At 41.8% G+C, this 22,003-nt stretch carries 19 protein-coding genes and 1 pseudogene; 3 read left to right on the top strand and 17 right to left on the bottom strand.

Features of this window, described 5'->3' with window-relative positions:
- Window positions 1-67: 67 nt before the first annotated feature.
- The 8 genes and pseudogenes from ACH32G_RS11710 to ACH32G_RS11675 form a co-directional block, all read right to left on the bottom strand.
- Window positions 68-622, bottom strand: a complete 555-nt coding sequence (locus tag ACH32G_RS11710) for a hypothetical protein (protein ID WP_448814384.1) — start codon at window positions 620-622, stop codon at window positions 68-70.
- A 27-nt stretch (window positions 623-649) separates the two neighbouring features.
- A complete protein-coding gene (locus ACH32G_RS11705; RefSeq protein WP_448814383.1) occupies window positions 650-3,241 on the bottom strand; it encodes a lipase/acyltransferase domain-containing protein in 2,592 nt (863 codons plus the stop codon).
- A gap of 481 nt (window positions 3,242-3,722) precedes the next feature.
- Window positions 3,723-4,142, bottom strand: coding sequence for a hypothetical protein (locus ACH32G_RS11700; protein WP_448814382.1), 420 nt, complete (start codon window positions 4,140-4,142; stop codon window positions 3,723-3,725).
- 14 nt (window positions 4,143-4,156) lie between these two features.
- Window positions 4,157-4,667 (bottom strand): annotated as a pseudogene (locus ACH32G_RS11695) (GNAT family N-acetyltransferase).
- 158 nt (window positions 4,668-4,825) lie between these two features.
- Window positions 4,826-5,326: a DinB family protein gene (locus ACH32G_RS11690; RefSeq protein WP_448814381.1), complete on the bottom strand. Its 501-nt coding sequence runs from the start codon at window positions 5,324-5,326 to the stop codon at window positions 4,826-4,828.
- Window positions 5,327-5,520: 194 nt separating this feature from the next.
- The gene (locus ACH32G_RS11685; protein ID WP_241768846.1) at window positions 5,521-5,784 is read right to left on the bottom strand and encodes a DUF2651 family protein; all 264 of its coding nucleotides are present in this window, start codon (window positions 5,782-5,784) and stop codon (window positions 5,521-5,523) included.
- A gap of 204 nt (window positions 5,785-5,988) precedes the next feature.
- Entirely contained in the window at window positions 5,989-6,813 is an 825-nt protein-coding gene (locus ACH32G_RS11680; protein WP_448814380.1) for a Cof-type HAD-IIB family hydrolase, read from the bottom strand.
- A 32-nt stretch (window positions 6,814-6,845) separates the two neighbouring features.
- Window positions 6,846-7,658 carry a Cof-type HAD-IIB family hydrolase gene (locus ACH32G_RS11675; protein WP_188154585.1) on the bottom strand — a complete coding sequence of 271 codons (813 nt, stop codon included), beginning with the start codon at window positions 7,656-7,658 and terminating at the stop codon, window positions 6,846-6,848.
- A gap of 220 nt (window positions 7,659-7,878) precedes the next feature.
- Here ACH32G_RS11675 and ACH32G_RS11670 point away from each other — a divergent pair, with 220 nt between their 5' ends.
- The gene (locus ACH32G_RS11670) at window positions 7,879-8,604 is read left to right on the top strand and encodes a MurR/RpiR family transcriptional regulator (protein WP_095241576.1); all 726 of its coding nucleotides are present in this window, start codon (window positions 7,879-7,881) and stop codon (window positions 8,602-8,604) included.
- 148 nt (window positions 8,605-8,752) lie between these two features.
- On the opposite strand, the gene ACH32G_RS11665 is transcribed toward ACH32G_RS11670, so the two are convergent.
- Window positions 8,753-9,670: an MBL fold metallo-hydrolase gene (locus ACH32G_RS11665; protein ID WP_188154586.1), complete on the bottom strand. Its 918-nt coding sequence runs from the start codon at window positions 9,668-9,670 to the stop codon at window positions 8,753-8,755.
- A gap of 45 nt (window positions 9,671-9,715) precedes the next feature.
- Entirely contained in the window at window positions 9,716-10,198 is a 483-nt protein-coding gene (gene ybaK, locus ACH32G_RS11660; RefSeq protein WP_049627077.1) for a Cys-tRNA(Pro) deacylase, read from the bottom strand.
- A gap of 215 nt (window positions 10,199-10,413) precedes the next feature.
- Between ybaK and ACH32G_RS11655 the strand changes: the two genes are divergently transcribed.
- The gene (locus tag ACH32G_RS11655) at window positions 10,414-11,622 is read left to right on the top strand and encodes an MFS transporter (RefSeq protein WP_448814379.1); all 1,209 of its coding nucleotides are present in this window, start codon (window positions 10,414-10,416) and stop codon (window positions 11,620-11,622) included.
- Between the two features lie 149 nt (window positions 11,623-11,771).
- Here the strand turns inward: ACH32G_RS11655 and ACH32G_RS11650 are convergent, their stop codons facing one another.
- The 7 genes from ACH32G_RS11650 to ACH32G_RS11620 all read right to left on the bottom strand — a co-directional run bounded on the left by ACH32G_RS11650 (window position 11,772) and on the right by ACH32G_RS11620 (window position 18,740).
- Window positions 11,772-14,933, bottom strand: coding sequence for a bifunctional cytochrome P450/NADPH--P450 reductase (locus tag ACH32G_RS11650; protein WP_448814378.1), 3,162 nt, complete (start codon window positions 14,931-14,933; stop codon window positions 11,772-11,774).
- 27 nt (window positions 14,934-14,960) lie between these two features.
- Window positions 14,961-15,527, bottom strand: coding sequence for a TetR/AcrR family transcriptional regulator (locus tag ACH32G_RS11645; RefSeq protein ID WP_016938851.1), 567 nt, complete (start codon window positions 15,525-15,527; stop codon window positions 14,961-14,963).
- A gap of 205 nt (window positions 15,528-15,732) precedes the next feature.
- Entirely contained in the window at window positions 15,733-16,272 is a 540-nt protein-coding gene (locus tag ACH32G_RS11640; protein ID WP_064777721.1) for a class I SAM-dependent methyltransferase, read from the bottom strand.
- 173 nt (window positions 16,273-16,445) lie between these two features.
- Window positions 16,446-16,601: a hypothetical protein gene (locus tag ACH32G_RS11635; RefSeq protein ID WP_162829238.1), complete on the bottom strand. Its 156-nt coding sequence runs from the start codon at window positions 16,599-16,601 to the stop codon at window positions 16,446-16,448.
- Between the two features lie 173 nt (window positions 16,602-16,774).
- Window positions 16,775-16,915 (bottom strand): YrzI family small protein, encoded by a 141-nt coding sequence (locus tag ACH32G_RS11630; protein WP_016938849.1) that lies wholly within the window; start codon window positions 16,913-16,915, stop codon window positions 16,775-16,777.
- A gap of 390 nt (window positions 16,916-17,305) precedes the next feature.
- Window positions 17,306-18,106 carry a formate/nitrite transporter family protein gene (locus tag ACH32G_RS11625; RefSeq protein ID WP_029575364.1) on the bottom strand — a complete coding sequence of 267 codons (801 nt, stop codon included), beginning with the start codon at window positions 18,104-18,106 and terminating at the stop codon, window positions 17,306-17,308.
- Between the two features lie 265 nt (window positions 18,107-18,371).
- Window positions 18,372-18,740: a DUF2294 domain-containing protein gene (locus tag ACH32G_RS11620; RefSeq protein ID WP_016938847.1), complete on the bottom strand. Its 369-nt coding sequence runs from the start codon at window positions 18,738-18,740 to the stop codon at window positions 18,372-18,374.
- Window positions 18,741-19,045: 305 nt separating this feature from the next.
- Between ACH32G_RS11620 and fdhF the strand changes: the two genes are divergently transcribed.
- Window positions 19,046-21,988 carry a formate dehydrogenase subunit alpha gene (fdhF, locus tag ACH32G_RS11615; protein WP_448814377.1) on the top strand — a complete coding sequence of 981 codons (2,943 nt, stop codon included), beginning with the start codon at window positions 19,046-19,048 and terminating at the stop codon, window positions 21,986-21,988.
- Window positions 21,989-22,003: the final 15 nt, after the last annotated feature.

The raw sequence follows: 22,003 nt of genomic DNA, 5'->3' as shown, positions 1-22,003 counted from the left end.
AGGCTCCTTATGAGATATTCTTTAGGTTAAGAATATCACAAAAAGAGCCAATTTCGTTTAATATTCCTTAATAGGTTAAAGGATAAAATGATAAATCACTTTTTTTTTCAAATAATAAATTAAATTCAAACTCAGGTTTATTTTCACTTAAATCTTCTTTTATTTTTAGCATTTCATGTGTAATTTGTCCGTGCCTTTTATTAAGTTTCACAATCACGTTGACATAATTAACTTTTCTTCGAGAGTAAACTGTAAATCTCACGTCTTTTTTTTCTACAAAAATGTTTTTATCCTTTAGCTTTTTCATTATTAATTTAGGAAGTACTTCTTCTAATTCTGCATAGAGAGCATTCAAACTTCTCTTGTGTATATAACTTCTTCCCCCATAGAAGATGGGAATCACAAGAAAAGCAAATGAGACATACCAATAATCAGTAAGGAAAATTAAAGTTATTATTAAGTTAAATATAAAAAAAACCACAGGGATGAAAATAACTCTTAATAGCTGAATTGAACCTGGATCAAAAAACAAACTTTCACTCATTTTATTCTCGATTGAGGAATATGACCAAAAACAAACAATTAACAATAGTAAGTTTAATGATAAGATTAGCATAAGCATTTATTTTCACCCCTTTACTGGTTAATTTTATCTATTAATAACAGAAAGCTCCTTAGTTCTAATTAATCCGTATCCACCTTGGCCTTCTTTACTAATAATTAATTCAATTGAATGGATTTTTGTTTCTTTCCAGTGTTGATCTAATATCTTTTTAATATCAGCTATTTTTACAATTCCTTTAAACATTTCCTTTTCCTTATCGTAATCATTATTTACGTCAATAAAATCGGAATCAACTATAAGAACTTTCAAGAATGTTTCTACATTTAAATCCTTTACCTCGTTACCTTCCTTATCAAAGATTTTAAAATGAAATTCATAATCATCTTTACTTGCAACATTGATTGTTTCATCCAAGTTATAAAATCTAAGGAAATACTCACTGGTCTTTGTTATTTCAAGACTGTTTGTTAAGTCACTTATAATAATTTTTTTAGCATTAAGCAAATTTGAATCATTTATTACACTGTAAGGTCTCCCAAATCCCTCTATCTTATGCATTGTGACTTTTAAAGGTTCTTTGAATTGCAAACTTTGTAAGATCTCTTGTAAAGTCTGTGCACCAGCTAAACCGTTAAAAATATTTTCAAGAGAGTATTCATCTATACATAAGTTTATTTCTTCTTCTCCCAAAAATGTTTTATATATTATTTTTATGCTTCTTTGTTCGAGATCATTCATCAAGACAATAACTTCATTTTCATTCTCTTTGATAAATACTGTGTTATTCTTTTGATTTTCAGGTTCAATTTTAATTTCCACTCTTGAAGGGTTAATATTATATTCATCAATTAGAAATTTAAAATGACTATTTTCTTTTATTTTTACGTAATATCTATTTGGAAAAAATTCATATTCAATTTTCGGATTTACTGAATCCAATGAATAGATTATGAATTTCTGAGCAGGTTCAGTATTTCCTAAAATATCCACAGAAAACAACTCAATATGATTCACACCCGGTGATAAATGAAGATCGATGGAACTACCTTCAATCCTATACTCGTTACCACCATAACGTACGTAAGTGTCTTTAACCTCATAAGTTCCCTTTAATATTTGAATCGTCAATTCTATGTTGCCCTTACTTACATAGACATCTTGCGATTTAATTTTCTGAGCATTCATACTGAAGCTAGTTTCAGGAAAAATGAAGGCGTCATCCTTAATTTCAATTGATTTAATTTTTTGCACAGAATTTTGTTGAGAAAATACCTTTAGTTCGCTTTCATTAATATTACTTTCTACATTTAAGTTTGCAGTGAATTTGGGACTAATGTTAAATGACTCAAAAGCAACACTTTTTTGGAGAATCCCCTTATCATACCGTTCAAGAGATACGTTTGTTAACCCCTCATCATAAGCATCAATATAAATGGAGTGAGATTCTTCACTCACTATATTTGATTCATCAAAAATCAAGTATACAGTATTCCCCATTTCCTCCACTTCAATACCCTTTAAATCCTCAATTAATTCTTCTTCACTTTCTAATTCATCCAATACCCCATATATAGATTTTCCATTTTTCATAATGGATACATCTACAGGACATGCAATTTTCACCACATTTCCCTTAAAGCCCTTATCACTTAAAGAGCTTTCCTTTAACAAAACATTATCTGTTTCTTTAATTACTTCATTATTTATAATTCTTTTAATTAACTCTATTACATTGGGGTATTTCGGAAGTTTTTGATGCATAGCATTTAGAATAAAATAGTTCTTATTTGCACTTCCAGATACTGCACTAAATCTAGGGACTACTCCATCCCCATCATCCCTTGTAGCATTTACTTCATCAAAAGCATTTTCATTAATGGATACTATGCTTAACCGTCCCACTCCAACAATTTCATGGTGTTCAACTTGTGTTTCCCTATTAATATAATCATGAAATTCATAAAAAGTAGAGGTAACAGGATAATCCTCGACAATACCTTCATATTCAACCATTAATTGTTTTTTGTAAAGCGACTCAAAATCATTGAGTTGTTCCCCTTGTATGGTATAAGCCTCTACATTATATGATTCCTGAACTCTTGAAAAGTATAAGGAATGTGGCAGCAATTGATACGTACTGGGAAAGCCTTTGGAAAGATCCTTTGAAAGTTCTTTTGTAATAACTAAAGGATATTTAAAAAAATCAATACTGTTCCCGTATTTAAGAGTTTTATAAGAATCCATCGAACCGTACCAAGGAGTTCCCAAAGTGATTATCTTTTTTATTTTGTTTTTATATACCCCATTTTCGTGTTTATTAATAGTTAGTTTTGCAAGAAGACCTCCCATACTATGAGCTACAATTATAATTTCTTTCTTACTACTGTAACTCATTAAAAATTGGTCAAACAATTGAGCTGTTACCGAAATTTCTTGTCTCCAATCATAAGCAAACGATACAAAATCATATCCTTCAACTCTTTCTAAAGAGTTTAAAATTTTCCCATAAACAAACTTAATAGGTTGACCTGGAACTAGATCACTTTTCCCTAAAGGTAAGTTTTCTTCATATGCTTTTTTATATTTAAAAAACCTTGGCCATACTTTATAGCTTTCCTTTTTTAATTCACTCCCCATAATTCCAGGAATAAATATTATTAACTTGTCATTAACCAATCCTCAGTACCTCCACTTTTTTCACATCATCTCACATTTACTTTGTCGAAATCTCGCGAATCATGCAGAAATCCCTGTAAAAAAAGCAAACTCCTGTATGGTAACAGGATAATAATATCATTCCTTTACATATAAATGGCAAAAGTATGACACTTAATTACATAAGGTATGGTATTGGACTATCAATTAAATTATTTCAAAGATATTCACTTCCATCTTTTGCTTCTTCATTTGAAAAAGCAATTGACTTTCACTTCTTCATCAGTTATTCTTATAAATGAATCAAAAAGTCCGTCTATAACCTTACTACAGAGGTAAACCGTTTATATAACGGTTTCTGCGTCTTCAACAAGAAAAAGAGAGCGTGCACACCACTGTAGCTCCCTTTAATAAAAAATTACGTATACTTAAATGTTATATCACAAGATTATTTTGGCGAATAATTTTGTGGTTTTTTGTCATTTTCTCGTTACAAAAACATCTAAAAAAATTTTTTAGACTTCTTAAAATGCTCTCCATGCCACCTATCCTCATTATCTGCAATATAGTCCAGCGCTTTCAACAAGACTCCAACAACCTCTTGCTTTGTCATCTTCATAAACTTTTTTTCAGCAATTTTTTTATCTCTGCTGGATTTAATCTTCCTGAAGTAGGCATCATCAACTTCAAGTATTCGATTCTTTTGGTCATTTAACCGTTTCTTTTTCCTATACGATATACTGTATTCCTGATAGTAACAATAAAGGTCAGTATTTGTTTTCACAGAGTTTGGATGAATTCCTTTACTTGTTGGATCAAGTTCCTTTGTTCGTTTACTTATACTCTGCCGGGTTACAGGCATTCCCTCTTTAACTAAGGAATCAATCGCTTTTTTTCCTAGTTGAAAGGTATGATCCCACATTTTGGGTTTCTGTTTTAAAATTTACAGTACCAAAAAACCGCAATTTCATTTGCTGTTGAAAAATTGCAATAACGCATTGTATCGGCCGCTCCTATGACAAAGTTATTTTTAGCATAAAAATGACAAGCTGAAACGTTAATATCTTGTGTTTCAAGCATGAGACCGCATAAATGATTCTCCTTTGTCCACTCAATCGCTTTATGTAATAAAGCCGTCCCGACACCATTTTTTCTATTTGCAACGTCAATGTCTTCAATCAGGGCGTATCCATTCCAAGTAGAACGAAGCTTACTCCGGCTGACACAGTGGTTCTCTGCGTAATAAAAGAAGACAACTTTACTCTCTTCTTCAATATAACTGACATCAATTTCTTCATCGTCATATTTTTTGACATAAGGTTCAGCAAATATCTCTTCTGTATATGTCCACACATTTTTCAAATGAAGGGATTCTCTCTGAAACAACGAAAGGTTCGTTTGGTTTATTGAAGTCTTTCATATTGAATCGAGTTATTTTAGTTATCATAATAATCACCTTTCTGCATTTATTCACCTTGCTTTACGTCTTTTTAACTGTGATTCGTGGCATTTCATGGTCCCGGTTTAATAACTCTAAGACTAAAACAAAAAAGATACCAACATTGATTGGTATTATCTATTCATTCGAGCTCCTACAACAACATCCTATTCCGGAGCTTCCAACCCAAACTTTGTCCATTCCTCTTTTGCCGGGCCATAAATACCCGGAACAGGTAAACCCGCCTGTCTCATAAGAACGGTCATTTGTCCCCGGTGATGACTTTGATGTTGAATTAAAAACAGTAAAAGTGAACCATTGGGCAGCTGCTGACCCATAAAGTTGATACGTTCTTCAAGTGTATCGTCAGTCCATTGCGTTTTTAACGCCTGCACGAACGCATTGCTTGCTTGATGATAGCCGTCAGCTATCAACTGGGCCGAAGAGGGAACAGGATAATCTTCAGCTGGGGCGCGAAACGTTAAATCTGTGTTTAATATGATGATGCGAATAGCAGCAACAGTATGCCAAGCAATACGGCCTAAAGTCCAGTTCTGTGAAGTGATTTCTTGTTTTAGTGATTTATCAGTCAGAGTATTTAATAGTTTCTGTGTCGCATCGGCTTCGAACTCCCAAGATTTCAAAAAATGGTCTAAGGTTTGAAACATAAAAATCCTCCTTATCCTTTTTTGTGTTTCTATGTATCTGCAGTTCAATTATAGTGCTCCGTTTAGTTAAAAAAGAACAAAACGATAGACAGACAATACAATAACAGACAAAATATAAGAACATAACAGATCACTCTATACTTCCTTTTCTTCAATCGGCAAAAAGGATAGCTGTTCAAACAGGATTCTTCTATCTAATTGTTTCGCGTTACAAAAGTCCATATCGTCTTAGTGATTGAACCGGAGATAAAACAGCTCCCCGTCATCATAGCCACCCAAATGAAAAATGTCGGCTCGGCACCTATTACAATAAACATAAATATCAAGGACAAAATAAAAACAATACCAACCATCATCCATACTTTTTTGAAGATGAAATATCCTAAAATCCCCAACAGAAAAGAAGCCGCTGGAAGAAAGATGAGAATGATATACGCAGGACTCAACAGCGGACTCATACAAACACCTCCTCATTATTACGTTCCATTCCATTTATTACATATTACACCAATATACTCAATCATATATAGATATTTATTTATTTTTAAAATATCGGGAGTGTATTAAAGAGGAAGTAATTGCAGAAAAAAAGCAGCCTTCGGATAGTCTGCTTTTTTTCGTCCCCTAGTAAGTCCTTGCGCACCGACTTCAGCACACGCGATTTACCCATGTGATGTCTTCATGTTCTGTTCCTGCAGCGCTAATATTCTCATAATCGTATGCATGACGCCGCTTTCCTCATTTGATTTAATGACAAAATGCGCCGCATCTTTTATTTCGTCAATGGCGTTTTTGACCGCAAAGCTGTAGGATGCCGCTTCCATCAATTCTTTGTCATTGCGTCCGTCTCCGAATGCCATTGTTTCATCGGGCGAAACCCCTAACAATCGCTGCAGTTCCTGTACGGTTGTTCCTTTGTGTATTCCGATATTTGATATGTCCATCCAGGTGTCTTCTGATGCTACGATATATAATTGATGAAAAAATTCATGCAGCTTTTCTCTCGTTTCCTGGCAGTTGGCGTCGGGGGCATGAACCGTAATCTTGATAAAATCGTCTTTTATCTCAGTGAAATCAGCTATTTTCGTTACATGAGCATAAGAGGCATTCACGAATTTCATTTCACTTTCAGACAGGTTCTCTTTCACCATCGCGCCTTTTTTTGTGCAGGCAATAATGCTGTGCCCGCAGCTGATTTTTTCCAAAACCTTTATAATTGATAGTCCCGCTTCATTGCTGATCAAAGATTCATATATGAATTTGCCGTTTTTTTTCATACGTGTGGCACTGTCTCCTAAAATCCAAAAATCCTTAGCATCTTCTCCGAATAAAGCCTCCACCCTTTCACACTGCTTTCCGGTACAGAGGGCGAAAGCGACATGCTGTTCCGCCATTACTCGTTTAGTCTCTTCAAATAATGTTCGGTCAAAATCGCCTTGATTATTTAAAAATGTGCCGTCTAAATCCGTAATCACTAATTTAATCATCGTTCAGCACCTCCGCAGTTAAAACGTCTTTTTCAGACAAACGGTTTTTCATCTTTGAGAATGGCATCAATCGCGTTTAAGACCCCTTCTTCATTGTTGGATTGCGTGATATGCGAGGCAGCCTGTTTAATGCTTTCATGCGCATTGTCCATGGCGACTCCGTATTTCACGGCGGACACCATCTCCAAATCATTCCCGCTGTCTCCGAAGGCCGCGCATTCTTCATCATTTATCCCCCATTGTTTCTGGAGAAGCTTCATCCCGCTTGCTTTATGAAGCCCCGGTATAATCAGATCTATGTCACCGTGCCCGCTTGATACAGGCGTCACGAAAGATCCGATGTCGTTTTTCAAATGGCTCAGAAGTGCGGAACAATGTTCGGCGGGGAAACTGATGGAAAATTTTAAAATGTCATCATCAATGTTTTCAAAATGCGGCACCCTTTTTAACACATGATAATACTTACCGGCATGCAGATATTCATCTTCACCGGCATTTTCATGAATATACGCGCTTTTTTTTCCGCAGACAATGACGTTTTTCACATCATACCGCTCTAAAGCATCGAATACCGCTTGAATTGTATCTTCAGACATTTTACCCGCGAATAATTCTTCTCCGGCATTCACGACGAAGGCGCCATTCTCAGCAACGAAAGCGATTTCACTTTCGATTTCCGGAAAGAAAGATTTCAGCTGGGCATATTGATTGCCGCTTGCTACGGCAAATTTAATTCCCCGCGCTTTTAATTCACGATACTGATTCATAAAACGCTCTTTGTTATATGCCATTTCATCATTCAGAAACGTCCCGTCCATATCAACGGCTATCAGCTTAACACCCATATTGTCCTCCTTTTTTCAGACCCTTGAAGAATTGATTCGAATAGCGTATGAACGAATTATATCCGCAGTTTATTCGTCCCGTAAATCATCGGGTGACGTCTTGTTCTGAATGACACAATAAGTGATTTGTCACGTACATATAACGCTATGTTTCTTATAAAATGATATGTTACGATTAGATGTACATTCACCATTCTCATGAAAAGGAGAATCCCCCTGCATGTTCACACACGAAATGATTGCTTCATTTAACGAGCTTGAAACTTCTTTATACAACTACATCTCTCAAAACAGCGAGAAAGTCGTCTATATGCGGATCCGTGAGCTGGCAGATGAAACCCATGTATCTACGGCTTCTATTTTACGTTTCTGCAAAAAAATAAACTGTGAAGGGTTTTCGGAATTTAAGGTCAAGCTGAAAATGCATGCGGAGGCAAATAAAAAAACAAATGTAAAAAGTCCCCATCATTCCGTTGCCGAATTTTTTGAGAGGACAATGAGCAGGGGGATGGAAGAAAAGCTGAAGAAAGCCGCAGCCCTTGCGGCCGATGCAGAAAGCGTCATTTTTATCGGAGTGGGAAGTTCGGGAATTCTTGCCGAATACGGGGCCAGATATTTTTCATGCTTAGGGAAACTCTCCATGTACATTAAAGATCCTTACTTTCCGGTCCATTCCCATTTCCGCCAAAACAGCATAACAATCGCTCTGTCGGTTTCAGGTGAAGGCCACTCTACGGTCACTCATCTGAATCAGCTGAAACAAGAAGGCAGCCGGGTCATCAGTATTACAAACCATAAACACTCGACCATCGCCAAAATGTCCGATGTAAACCTTTCATATTACGTGACGGAAGAATGGGTTGAAAATGCGAATATCACCACCCAAATCCCCGCCATGTACATACTTGAATCCATGGCACGGGAAGTATACAAGCTGAGAGAATAAACACTCATGCAAAATACCCCCAGCAAGAGAACTGGGGGGCAGGAAAATCGATATGTTAAACAGCTTAGGCTGAACCAGAAACTTTAAACAGCCGAACAGCGGTTTTTCGTCCCGGAATTGGCTTCTTCTATTCTGAAAAGGCCAGCCGTTACAGCCAAAATGTTTCTCCGAGCGCTAATGCTTTCAGTTTTTCCCGAGGTAATGCAAGTCGGTCCCATTCGCTGTGCAGTCTGCTTAATGCTTCCGGGCCTGTATCATCAGCAAGCCGGAATGCCCCGTAATGCATGGGAATGAAGCTGTCAGCCTTCAGCTCCAAAAACGCTTTCACGGCATCTTCCGGATTGATATGTGACACTTTCATAAACCATTCCGGTTCGTACGCGCCTATCGGCATCAGAGCCGCCTTAATATGAAACCTTTCTCCGATTTCTTTGAAGCCTTCAAAATAGCCTGTATCTCCTGCAAAATAGATGGATTCACCGTTTTCGCTTTCTATGACCCAGCCTCCCCAGTGAGAGGTATCGGTATCCCAAAGCGTTCTCCGTGTCCAGTGCTGGGCAGGCACAAATGATATGTTCACTCCCCGCATCTCAAAACGATCCCACCAATTCATTTCAAATACCTTTTTGCAGCCTTTTTTGATGAACAGCTTTTTCAGTCCTGCAGGCACGTAAAAATCCGGATTTCCTCTCAGTTTTTTTATACTCGGAAAATCAAGATGGTCATAATGCCCGTGTGAAATGAGCACGGCATCAATCTCAGGCAGTTCGCTCAATTCGTATCCGGGATCTGTCAGCCTTTTTTGAAAGCCCATCCGCCGCGCCCATACAGGGTCGGTGATCATGTTAAGCCCTTGTATTTGGATCAGAAATGAAGAATGGCCGATCCATGTAATGGCCGTTTTTGTCCGATTGACGGCAACACCATGAACATCCCTGCCGGCCGCTTTCGGAATGTTCTCGCTTAAGTCTTTACTTTTCTCTCTTCGTTCCTTCATCCATTTCCACATGTCCCTGAATCCATGTTCATTCTTCACGCCATTCAAGTTTTCGTATCTTTTTCTCATATCATTCTCCCTTGAAACGTGTATTTCGTTCGATTCATTGGACATTTATACAATGTCTGTAAAGGATGCCCGGCTTACTGCGGCTAAATCTTGAGGCGCTAATTTCACCTGCAATCCGATTTTCCCCGCACTGACAATCATAAACTCCAGTGTTTCGGCGGATTTATCAATAAAAGTCGGAAACCATTTTTTCATGCCGATCGGAGAACAGCCTCCGCGCATATAGCCGGTGATTCTCAAAAGGTCCTTCATGGCAATCATTTCTATTTTCTTCTCACCTGCTGCCTTTGCAGCCTTTTTCAGATTCAGTTCCTTTGCAACGGGAACAACAAAAACGTAATAACGCTCTGTTCCTGCCGATGTTACTAGCGTTTTATAGACATTTTCGGCGGGATATCCGATTTTCTCCGAAACGGAAAGGCCGTCTGCAGGCTGTCCCCCATCTGTTTTGTAACTTAATAGCTCATAGGAAATGTTTTGCTGTTCAATGATACGGACGGCATTTGTTTTAACTGTTTTTTTCGCCATGACGCTCCTCCGTTACCTGTATTTCTTTCTGTTTTATATGATCTATTTTAGCCGCTGCAATGAAGCTGTCAATTTGATGATGAAGGTTCATTTTCGGCTTCTCTCCTTCCTTCATAACCTATACGCATTAATTCCATAGTTATTATAAATTAGACACATTGAAATGAAAAGCGTACGATACATATATAAGCAACAGTGAGAAAAGAGGGACATTCATGACGTTTATTCAGCCTCATACAAAGGCGTACAGAAAGGCCAGCTTGGCTCTGTTTATCAGCGGATTTGTGACATTTGCCACGCTTTACACAACACAGCCGCTTTTGCCTTTGTTTTCGGAAGAGTTTCATATTTCCGCTGCGGCCGCCAGCTTAACTTTATCCATCTCAACAGCCGTTTTGGCATTTTCATTATTGGCAGCCGCTTCGTTATCTGACGGAATCGGGAGAAAAAAATTGATGGTGCTGTCGTTAACCGCCACTTCTGTTTTAGGTCTATTAACAGCGTTCAGTCCGGCTTTTCCGGCGCTTTTGGCGATGAGAGGTCTGCTCGGTATTTTTCTGGCAGGCGTTCCGGCTGTCGCTATGACATATGTAGGCGAGGAGTTTGATCCGAAGGGCCTCGGGAAAATGATGGGCCTGTATATCAGCGGCACAAGCATCGGGGGAATGAGCGGGAGGCTGTTAACTGGGCTTCTGACCGATTTATTCGGCTGGCGGCCGGCGCTTGCCATCATCGGTATTCTTTCTATAATATTAAGCTATTTGTTTTGGCGTTTTCTTCCGGCTCCGCGCCACTCATTTCAGCGGCATGCCGGCGTAAAAGCGGCATTTAAAGAATATGGAGCGGTCATACACCGCAAGCGGCTGCTTTTATTAATTTCTCTGGGGTTTATATTAATGGGGAGTTTTGTCACTTTATATAACTATATCGGTTTTCATCTAATGGCTGCTCCTTATCATTTGTCGCAGACTGTGATCGGCTTTATTTTTATCGTCTATCTCGCGGGAACGTTCAGCTCTGTCTATATGGGGAAAAAAGCGGACCTTTTCGGAAGCTCAAAAATGATTAAGCTTGCGATTTTGATTATGCTGACCGGTGCAGCGGTGACACTTTTGCCTCAGCTTGCCCTTAAAATTGCAGGCATTGCCGTGTTTACCTTCGGCTTCTTCGGCGCACATTCAATCGCAAGCGCCTGGGTCGGCCGGGCAGCCGGTGATCATCGCGCGCAAGCTTCTTCATTATATCTGCTTGCATATTATATCGGTTCAAGTGCGGCTGGGTCTTGCGGCGGTTTCTTTTGGACGCATTTTCATTGGATCGGCATCATTTCTTTTATTTCGGCTTTGCTGGTATTGTCTTATCCGATTTTATTTATGGCGGAATTCAAAAAAAGAAAACATAGCCACCTGCATATAAATCAATAAAAATATTAAAGGTTTGTGTCTTTTGTCCGATAATAAAAATAAGGCCGGCACGATACTCCCTATAACTATTCCTTTTGATTCAGTAGATTTCAAATATCGTGCCGGCTTTCTTCAATTAAATAACATTCTTCATTTGCCTCACGCTTCTGTTACACACCTGTCCAAACATCTTTCGCATATCTTCCTTCCGCTTGCAGCTGTTCAAGCCAATTCAAGGAAACTTTTGAATCAGTGTTATGCACATTTTCATACGCCTGAAGCAGTACGTTTTCCACAGCCGGAGCCATTTTGCTTCCGTCACCACATATATAGAGATGGCCGCCTTGGTCAAGAAGCGCAATAATCTGTGCAGCCTCGCGAAGCAGGACATCCTGTACATATACTTTACAATCCTGATCTAACCTGGAATACGCCCGATGCACGGTCACAAGACCGTTTTTCTCCGCCTGGTCGAATTCATCTTTGTACAGATCGTCTTCTTCAGGGTGCCTGCAGCCGAAGTATAAATGAGCTTCGCCCAGGCTGTGACCGGACATTTTTTCGGCAGCCCGCGCCTGGATAAAGCCCCTGAACGGCGCAATTCCGGTGCCCGCCCCGACCATAATGAGAGGTGTTTTCGTATTTTCAGGCAGTGAAAAACCGGACTGCGGTGAGCGGATGAAACATACGGCATGATCGCCATTCTGTAATCCGGCTAAATAGTTCGAAGCCACGCCCCGGTATTCTCCACGGCCGCTCCACGCCGGAGCCGTCACAACCCCGACTGTGATACTGAGCTCTCCGCTTTTTGCCTTCGGTGAGCTTGAGATTGAATAATAGCGCGCCTTCAATGACGGCAGAAGTTCTAAAAAGCGTGCAAACGGCAGTTCACAAGCCGGATATTCTTCCAGCAGATCCAGCATGGTCATTCGTTTTTTCAGCACGTTTTCTTTATATGCCGCGTCATCAGAATAAAGATGCTCCAATTCTTTTTGGTGCGGCGGGCATACGGTATGAGCCGCGAGTTCGCGAAGCTGGGCTCTCGTTGCCGGTTCCTGCAGCTCTACATATGACGCCAAAATCTCCGGCGCATTAACTGCCCGGTCCATTGGGAGATGAGGCAACTGCCGCCCCTTGATCTTAAAGGGCTGATTCGGATCAAGACCGAACCGGCGAATAACACGGCTGATCAGTTTCCCGCTGTTTTGCGGAAGCACCCCAAGATGGTCTCCTTCCTGATAAGTTTCTGTTTCCGGAAGACGCAGCTCAATATGCCGGACTGAGCGCTTGCTGCTTTCGGTATGAAGCTCTTTGTTTGTAATCACTTCCGCCTCAAATGCTTTATACGTTTTGGCAATCGGCGTTTCAGCTGCTTCACTTACGTATTCTATTGATAACTGTGATTTATTCTGCTGTTTTGGAGCGGCTTCTATATGAAAAGCCTTGATGATGTCCTGCCAGAATGAGTCTTCCCAAGCTTCCTGACTGTATTCAAAATCATCGGCATTGTCGCCCTCTCCGAGAGAGGTCAGCCGTGCTGCCCCTTTTTCTTCAAGGACTTTGTCTATAAGGCGTGGGATCCTCTGGTAAGTGGCGGCCCAGTTGCGGTCTCCGCAGCCAAAGACAGCGTAAGAAACACCCTTTAATTCCTGGTCTTCAAGGGTTTCCATCCATTTCACAAAACCCGCCGCATTATCAGGCGGCGCTCCGTTGTAAGAAGCCGTAACAATAACGACAGCGCCTTTTACAGGCAATTTCCCGGCATAATCATCGAGCGGGCCGGTTTCAGTTGAAAAACCTTTGCTTCTGCCGATGTCAGCCAGCTCTTCCGCGATTCCTTCCGCAGTTCCTAAATTTGATCCGTAAAGAATGAGAAGCGGAGTTCCGTGTGACGGTATTTCTTCCGTTTCTTCTTTGTGACCGCTGTCTTCAGCTTTATGGTTCTGTGCGGGCTGCTGATTGGACACGTCCTTGTTTTTCACACGGATTTTAAAATCACCGGGCTTAATGGTTAAAGCTTCTTTAATCGTAAGCTCATAATCCGTGTGATCAATCAGTTCAAAGTGTTTAAGGACAAGCCCGAGCACCATTGTCGCTTCCTGAAGAGCAAACTGCATCCCGATGCATGCGCGCTGTCCGTTTCCGAACGGCTTATACGCATCGGCCGGAATTGCCGCGGGATCACTGAACCTTTCCGGGCGGAATAACTCGGCATCTTCTCCCCACGCGCTTTTATCCCGGTGCAGCTGCGGAGTCAGAATCGTCACCGGCTGTCCTTTCTCAATCGGATATTTTCCGCCGAGAACGGTATCTTCCTTCGCGTACAGGGAAAATGCCGGGGCAGTCGGATAAAGCCGCAATGTTTCGTTTAACACCATGCGGATATATGTCAGCTGCTGAATCTGCTTATATTCAGGTGTCTCTCCCGTCAGCACCCGTTCGGCTTCCTCAACGGCTTTTTCCAATTTATCTTTATTTTTCAGCAGGCAGTAAATCGCGAATGAAAGCAGTCCGCTTGTGGTTTCATGCCCAGCGATCAAAAAAGTAATGATTTGATAGCGGATATTTTCATCATCCAGCCTTTCACCCGTTACAGGATCTTTCGCTTCAAGCATCAATGATAAAAGGTCAGACAGATTCTCATCCGGATTTTCCCTCCGCTCAGCAATAATCCGGTCTACGAGTTCATTCATCACTTCAATATCCTGCTGGAACTGATGCCTCGTTTTGATCATCAGCTTGTCCTGCAGACTGTGTCTTTGTGATTGGCGCATTGCCTCCTGCAGCGCACGAAGCATGCTCGTGATAAAAGGGTGCTGTGTATCGCGGTAAAAGCTGTTAAAGCGGTAATGAAATCCGCACAGACCGATTGTATCCAGCGTCAGGCGCGTCATATCTTCAGCGACGTCAATTTCTTCGTTCGGATTTAATCTGCTCCACTTCTGCACGAGCTGCATGGCAATATCAAGCATCATTGAGTGATAGCCTTTCATTGCTTTCTGGCTGAAACTCGGCAGTAAAATCCGATGCGCTTTCTGCCAATTCTTTTCGTTTGTCCAGCTCGTAAATAATCCGTCACCGCCAAATTCACGGACTTTGAGCAAGGCTTTGCTGAGGTTTTTGTCAAATCGCTTTTCATCACAGACTTCTGCCGCAAGTTCACGGCCTGATACAAAAACCCCGACAGAGCTCGGAAATTCAAAACGAAAGATCGGGCCGTATTCTTCGGCAATTTTCCAAAGCGATTGTGAAAGTTTTTCTTTTTCCAAGTGAGGGAGGTTTTTCAGTGGTCCGTATGTTTTCGGCTGCGGTATAGCGTTTAGCTGTTTCATATCGATCTTCCTTCCTTCGGCGAATAATTAATGAGTTCGGATGGCGTCCCAAGAACATTGCTCCAATTCTTTCAGAAACGGTTTTGTGATTTCAACGCTTCCCGTCCGGACAAGCTGATAGAGTTTGAGATATGCCCCCAGCAAAATCGCCATCAGCACATCGGACGGCAGATTCCGGAGCACGCCTTCAGACTTGCCGCGCTGAAAAAAGACGTCAAGCATCTGTGTGATTTCATCAAGAAGCTTACGGCTCGTTTCATTCAGAAAGTAGGCGTCCTTATTCGTTTCAAGAAAAAACAATGCATACTCGCTTTCCTTTGTAAAATCAATCAGGCAATAAAAAAGGTGATGGAACCCTTCTCTTACAGATATTTTCGAAAAATCAGTTTTGACTTTTTTCATAAAACGCTGCGCACTTTCCTGATACAGCACATTAACAAGCGTTTCTTTACTGTCAAAGTAACGGTAAATTGTTCCGGTTCCGACATCCGCCTGAGCGGCAATCATCGGGATCGTCGTTGCGTCAAATCCTCTCTCTGTAAACAAAGTAAGCGACGCTTTCATAATGAGTTCAACTTTGTTTGAAGCTGTCATCTAATCCCCCTTTTAAATACGGAATGAATATTCATTCCGTTTGTTCAAAATTTTTAATGTACGGTCAACTGATCATTATTGTATAAGAAAAAAACTTTTTTTAATATAAAACATGTGTGAAATAGCCAAAAATAAGGAAATATGCCCAAATTATAAAAAAGAGCTGCCATGACTTAAGCAGCTCTTTTATTTCCCAAGAAATATTCTATTTAATGGCAGTAATAAAATGGAATGAATCTCTGCTGACAACTGAAATGTCTCTGAAATGCTGATCACGCAGCACCTGAATTACATCATTTTCGCTCATTCGTGAAGGCTTCAAAATCATATAAAAAGACCCGTCAATTTGAAGCACGCGGTACACTTCTTTACATGCTGTCCGGTAATCGCTGACCGTTTCAGCAGTATGTAACGAGAAGACTTTATGAAAGCTGCGGTCGTCGAACGGAATGCTTTCAGGCCGCCCATGCTGAATGTTTCCGAGTCCGGCCTTTATGGCCGAACGGTTTGCGCGCTGTGTTTTCCGTATTTTACGTTTTGATGTTTCTATACTTTTAAGACTGCCCTTTTCAAGCTGTCCGATGATTTGTTTAAACATTGAGCCGTTTCCGGTTCCGATTTCCAGAATGCGGTCGTATTCCTGTATATCCATCATAATTTGCCGAATGACTGGTTGTGCCGGTTCTGATGTAGCAAAGTATTTCGCGCGCATTCGTTTTAATGCTGAAGATGTATGTTGCAACATTGTATAACACCCGCTTTTCTATTTCTGTGATTTATTATTCAGAAATAATATTACCTCCTATTAGTACGAGGTGCTAATTAGACGCACTTCTCTTCATAAATGTTTCGATTTCATTGAAATTTATATCAGTTTTCATAAAAAAAAAGACGGAAAACGTAGGTTTTCCGCCTGCTCTAATACCAATAATACGGTGTTATATATCTTGTCTGCCGGGAAAGCGCCGCCATTCTCTGACGGCGATACGGGTTGCCGTAGCCGTGTTTAAATGAATGGGGCATTGACGCATACCCGTGTCCGATAGATGGAATTTTGTTCTGTCCGCTCTGCATGCTATCACCCGCTTACCGATTTATCTTTCTTTACCATGGTATGCAGGCCGTCTGCGCGGTGACAGCAAAATTCCAGCTAAACCTGGTCCTTCTCCATTGTGTAATGATTCAGCAGTTCAATTCTGAACATGATGATCTCCTCCTTCTTCCCCATTTTGGCTCTTTTTGTTCACTCAGTTCATATAAAAATGTTTCATCTGGCGTTCTTTCGCTTCATTGTAAAACTCTTCGACCTGCTGTTCTCGTTCATATTCTTCAGCACTTTTAAAACGCTTTGAAATGGTCAGTGTCAAAAAGAAGAGATTAATGGTCATTATCGCTCACCCCCTTTCAATATCCGCACAAGCGAAAATAACCCGCAGCCAACTTCATATGTGCTGCGGGCAGACAAAATCCGCAGACAAAAGAAGCCGGTGCTTCTTTCCCTGCGGGGAGCTGCGAATGTCCTAATACTCCGAAATTAACGTGCTTAACAGGCAGAGGTTAAGGAAGGACACGAACTCTTCCACAGGCTGAATCGATTCAATTTTCGGTTTGGCTTGCCGTTTAACGTTGTCATTTGACTCAACCTCCCTTTGCTTTTTTTCTTACTTTGTAAGTATATCCACCGTCTTCCAATTTGTAAACATTATTTTCAAGATTTGGACGGAAATTGTGCTGGAATTCCGCTTCAATTGTCCATGTTTTCCGGCATCTTTCTTACCTCAGGAAACTCTTTTCATCCCTTGTTTATTCTGTTCCTTTTTTGAATATGCAATAAAATAAATAAGGCCGACAAACACTGCGCCGCCGATCACATTCCCGATAAAAGCCGGAATGAGATTAAGAATCAGATCCCCCCATGAAAAAGAGCCTGCAAAAATCGCAGCCGGGATGATAAACATATTGGCGACAACGTGCTGAAAACCGATTGCGACAAACGCCATAATCGGAAACCATATACCCGCGATTTTACCGGCTCCGTCTTCTGCCCCGAAAGAAAGCCAGACGGCTAAACAGACAAGCCAGTTGCAGCCGATCGCCGACACAATGACTTTTCCAAACGGCATATCCAATTTGCCTTGTGCGACCGCAATCGTTTTTTCCAAATACGGCCCCGTTTCAGTTAATCCGACAACATGTCCGAAAAAGTAAGCGACAAACAGCGCGCCGACAAGATTCATTAACGTCACGATCATCCAATTTTTCACTAAAGAACCGGCGGATATTCTTCTGGAAAACAGCGCCATGGATACTGACATCATATTTCCCGTAATCAGCTCCGCGCCGGCAAGAACGACAAGCACCAGTCCGACGGGAAACACGGCCGCGCCGATTAAACTTGACAGGCTGCCCCATTCTTTCGGAAGATCTCCGATGACACGGATATCAAGCAAATAACCGAGTGCGATAAACGCTCCTCCTAAAAATCCTAATACGATCAGTGCTGAAAGCGGTGATTGCACCTTTTTTACCCCTGATTCGACCGCAAGCTCCGCTATTTCGTCCGGTTTACGAAAAGCCATCATTAAACCCCTCCATTATCAATTCATCCGGCAGTTTTCAAAAGGAACTTAATAAAAAAGGCAGCATTCAAACAGCCCGTCTGAAACGGGTTTGAATGCTGCCTAACTTGTATGCATACCCATACAACAATATCAAGCAGAATGAAAATGTTAGCTATAGAACATGTACAGCTCATGCACACATTCCATAAAAAATCGTCCTTAAGCCACTGCTGGCAGTTCATATCATATCAAATGTGACAATTTCGTGTCAATTGAATTTTTTTCAGCTTTTGATTTCTTCACGGCGCTCTTCAATTGTTCGGTCAAATACAAATACAGACACCGCAATATTCTCTTCGATCTTGATGTCTGAAAACAGATGCACGAGCTTTGCCCCGATAAGCTCTTCCATTCCTTCAGGCGTTTGTTTGGAATACAGCTCCTGAATTAAGCTGGTCCGCGCGGCGTGAACCATTTCCCTTCCTTCAGGGGTGCGTGCGATAAACTGCTCACTTGCGCTTAAATTGCCGTAAAGCGTAGATACCGCCATGTTATCCACAAAAACGGTGTGAATTCGTTCCGGCCCTTTTCCAAATAATTCTTTGCGCAATTTCCGGATAATATCGTTAAATTCATGAATTTTTTTAGACATATTGTCCCCTCCGATTTCAGCCGATGAAAGACATTCCCGGTTCCCCTTTGCAGCATTTCACCTGGTTAAAGTTTTCCTTTCGTATTGTATTATAATAAATATCACCTTATAATAAAAGCAGTGAAGATGGATTCGTAATAGGAAACGTGTTATGAGTCTATCGTTTTATACAGATAGGATTGGTCTGTTAGTAAGACTTGCTAGTGAACTATTCCGCCATGCGTATTTATACCGATCTCTGCACAGGAGGCCGGTATCTATGTGCATGGCTTTTTTCGATTTTAAAAGATGGAGGGGAATTGGAAGTGACAGACGTTCAGTCTATCCGTGTCACAATCGACGGCACGGAGTATGAAGCACCAGAGGGGACTAAAATTTTAGATATTTTAAATCAAAACGGAATTGAGATTCCGCAAATATGCCATGTACCGGAAGTGGATCCGATTCAAACATGCGACACCTGTATTGTTGAAGTAAACGGAAAATTGCAGCGCTCTTGTTCCACTGCAGCAGAAAACGGAATGTCAATCTCGCTTACGTCGGGAAGGGTAAAAGAAGCTCAGACAGAGGCCATGGACCGCCTGCTCGAAAATCATCTGCTTTACTGTACAGTATGCGATAACAACAACGGAAACTGCACGCTGCATAATACAGCGGAAATGATGGGAATTGAGCACCAGAAATATCCGTATACACCGAAAGACGATTCAAAGTGCGCGGTGGATATGTCTCACCCGTTTTACCGCTATGATCCGAATCAATGTATCGCCTGCGGCCAATGTGTGGAAGTGTGCCAAAACCTTCAGGTTAATGAGACCCTTTCCATTGATTGGGAGCGCGACCGCCCGCGGGTCATTTGGGACGAAGGCGTCGCCATTAATGAATCTTCCTGTGTCAGCTGCGGCCAGTGTGTCACTGTCTGCCCTTGTAACGCACTGATGGAAAAATCAATGCTTGGCCAGGCCGGATTTATGACCGGCATCAAAGAAGATGTCATGGAGCCGATGATTGATTTAGTCAAAAATGTGGAACCCGACTATACAAGCATCTTCGCCGTGTCAGAAGTGGAAGCGGCTATGCGCGATAAACGGACGAAAAAAACAAAAACAGTCTGCACGTTCTGCGGTGTCGGCTGCTCTTTTGAAGTATGGACAAAAGGACGTGACATCCTGAAAATTCAGCCTGTTTCCGATGCTCCGGTTAATGCGATTTCCACTTGTGTCAAAGGGAAATTCGGCTGGGACTTCGTGAATTCGGAAGAACGGATTACAAAACCGCTCATCCGGAAAAACGGCGCATTTGTTGAATCGTCATGGGAAGAAGCCCTTGACCTTGTCGCTTCAAGACTCGGTTCGATCAAGGCCGAGCACGGCAGCGGTTCTGTCGGTTTTATTTCTTCTTCTAAAATTACAAATGAAGACAACTACGTCATCCAAAAATTAGCGCGCCAAGTATTTGAAACCAACAACGTGGATAACTGCTCACGCTACTGCCAGTCACCGGCAACGGACGGCTTATTCCGCACCGTCGGTATGGGCGGAGACGCCGGCACAATTAAAGATATCGCAAAAGCGGGCCTCGTGCTCATCGTCGGCGCCAATCCGGCGGAAGGACATCCCGTTCTGGCCACACGCGTGAAACGCGCGCATAAGCTGTACGGACAAAAATTAATTGTTGCCGATCTGCGCAGAAATGAAATGGCTGAACGGTCCGACCTCTTTATCAGTCCGAAACAAGGGACTGACCAAGTATGGCTCATGGCAGTGACGAAATATATGATTGACCAGGGCTGGCACGATCAAGCGTTTATTGATGAGAATGTCAACTACTTTGAAGATTATAAAGAAACGCTGAAAAAGTATACATTAGAATATGCGGAGCGCATCACCGGACTTTCTCAAGATACGATCATCCGCATTGCCGAAATGATTCGTGATGCAGATGGCACTTGTATTCTTTGGGGCATGGGCGTTACTCAAAATACAGGCGGCTCTGATACCTCAGCGGCGATTTCCAATCTGCTGCTAGCCACAGGGAACTACCGCCGCCCGGGTGCCGGAGCTTATCCGCTGCGGGGACATAACAACGTTCAAGGCGCTTGCGATATGGGAACTCTCCCGGGCTGGCTTCCGGGATATCAGCATATTACCGATGATGCAGCCCGCGCTAAATTCGAAAAAGCTTACGGTGTCGAGATTGACGGCAAGCCGGGTCTTGATAATATTGAAATGCTCCATGCGATTGAAGAAGGAAAGATGAAGGCGATGTATCTTGTCGGTGAAGACATGGCGCTCGTCGATTCAAACGCCAACCATGTTCATGACATTTTATCCAGCCTTGATTTCTTTGTTGTGCAGGATATTTTCCTTTCAAGAACGGCGCAATACGCGGATGTCATCCTGCCTGCGGTTCCTTCTCTTGAAAAAGACGGAACATTTACAAACACAGAGCGGCGTGTGCAAAGATTGTATCAGGCGCTTCCGACGCTTGGTGATGCAAAACCGGACTGGTGGATTATTCAGCAAGTCGCCAATCGTTTAGGCGCTGATTGGAATTACACGCATCCAAGCGATATTTTCTCAGAAATGGCGAGCCTTTCTCCGCTGTTCGGAAAAGCTAGCTATGACGTACTTACCGGCTGGAACAGCTTCCTGTGGGGAAGCTTTACGGGAGAAAGCACTCCGCTTCTATATGAAGACGGCTTTAACTTCCCTGACAAAAAAGCCCGTTTTGCCCTTAGCGATTGGGTGGAGCCTGCCGTATTCCCTGAAGAATATGACTTGCACATTAATAACGGGCGGATGCTTGAACATTTCCACGAAGGAAATATGACTAACAAATCGAAAGGCATTCAGTCTAAAGTGCCGGGCGTATTTGTTGAAGTATCGCCGGAGCTCGCGGCTGAACGCGGAATTTGCGACGGAACAATGATCCGCCTCGTCTCTCCTTTTGGAGCGGTTAAATTGAACGCGCTTGTAACAGACCGCGTCCGCGCAAATGAGCTTTATCTGCCGATGAACTCTACAGATAAAGATTCGGCGATTAATTTCCTGACCGGACCAGCGTATGATTCACGGACACATACGCCTGCCTATAAGCAGACAAAAGTCCGCATGGAAGTGCTCGGTTCCTGTGATACTCCGCCGCTTCCGAAAACGAATCCGCGGAACAAAAAACGTCATCCGCAAAATGGTGTGGAAGCTCAGCGAAAATGGAACCGTCCGGGCTATGTGCACTTAACTGATTAAGGAAAGGAGGAAGCA

The sequence above is a fragment of the Bacillus sp. CIS52 genome (assembly GCF_053545315.1).
This window is presented reverse-complemented; position numbering and strand designations above follow the sequence as displayed.